1 protein-coding gene is annotated in these 939 nt (G+C 38.6%); it reads left to right on the top strand.

Features of this window, described 5'->3' with window-relative positions; genetic code table 11:
• Nucleotides 1-54: 54 nt before the first annotated feature.
• On the top strand, nucleotides 55-939 hold an 885-nt coding region (locus ESY88_RS20710), incomplete at its 3' end, for an IS1595 family transposase (RefSeq protein ID WP_147089916.1).

A 939-nucleotide genomic window follows, 5' to 3' on the forward strand; every position in this document is an offset into this window, starting at 1 on the left:
AGCCCTAAAATGAAATAATTATCGTATATTCACTTGATATTAAAACAGTTGATTATGAATATATTTGATTTTGGAGTTCATTTCACAGACGAAAAGAGCTGTCGTACACATTTTAAAGAGGAACGAGATAAAATAGGGGTCATCTGCAATCGATGTCAAGGCACGCAGCACTATTGGTTGAAGAATAAATGGAGTTATGAGTGTAAATCCTGTAGGTCAAGACAATCTTTGCGCAGTGGCACTATAATGCAGGGCTCTAAACTATCATTCTTGGTCTGGTACAAAACAATTTTTCTTTTGAGCACTACCAAGAAAGGTTTTTCGTCAAAGGAAATACAACGTCAACTAGGGTTAAAACGCTACGAGCCTGTATGGGCAATGGTTCATAAATTACGTAAAGCAATGGGGCAACGAGATGACAGATATACATTGGAGGGCATGATAGAAATGGATGAAGGCTACTTTACAATAGAGGCTTCACAGCAGGCACATGAGACTCAAAAAGCTGGACGAGGTAGCAAGACCAAGTCCAACGTTATGGTCATGGCTGAAAGTACCGTACTTGAAGATATCGACACAGGAAAAGTAGAGCGACAATGTCGTTATTTCAAAGCAAAAGTCCTTGATGACCATAAGGCAGAAGGAACAGACCAGACCTTTGTGGATGCCATTGATGGTGAGCGAACCATTGTTTTCACGGACAAGAGCACCTCATATGTCAACATTGCTGATTATGTGGAGATACATGTGACTGAAAAATCAAACGAGCAGACCACCAAAGAAACTTTGAAATGGGTACATATTGCCATTAGTAATGCTAAACGGAATTTTACAGGAACGTACCATAAAATCAAGAAAAAATATCTGCAACTTTATCTAAACGAGTTTGTTTACAAGTTAAATCGAAGATATTTTGGTGAGCGAATCTTTGATAGACTA

It is taken from the genome of Subsaximicrobium wynnwilliamsii, from assembly GCF_007997225.1.
In the GTDB taxonomy this organism is placed as follows: Bacteria; Bacteroidota; Bacteroidia; order Flavobacteriales; family Flavobacteriaceae; genus Psychroserpens; species Psychroserpens wynnwilliamsii.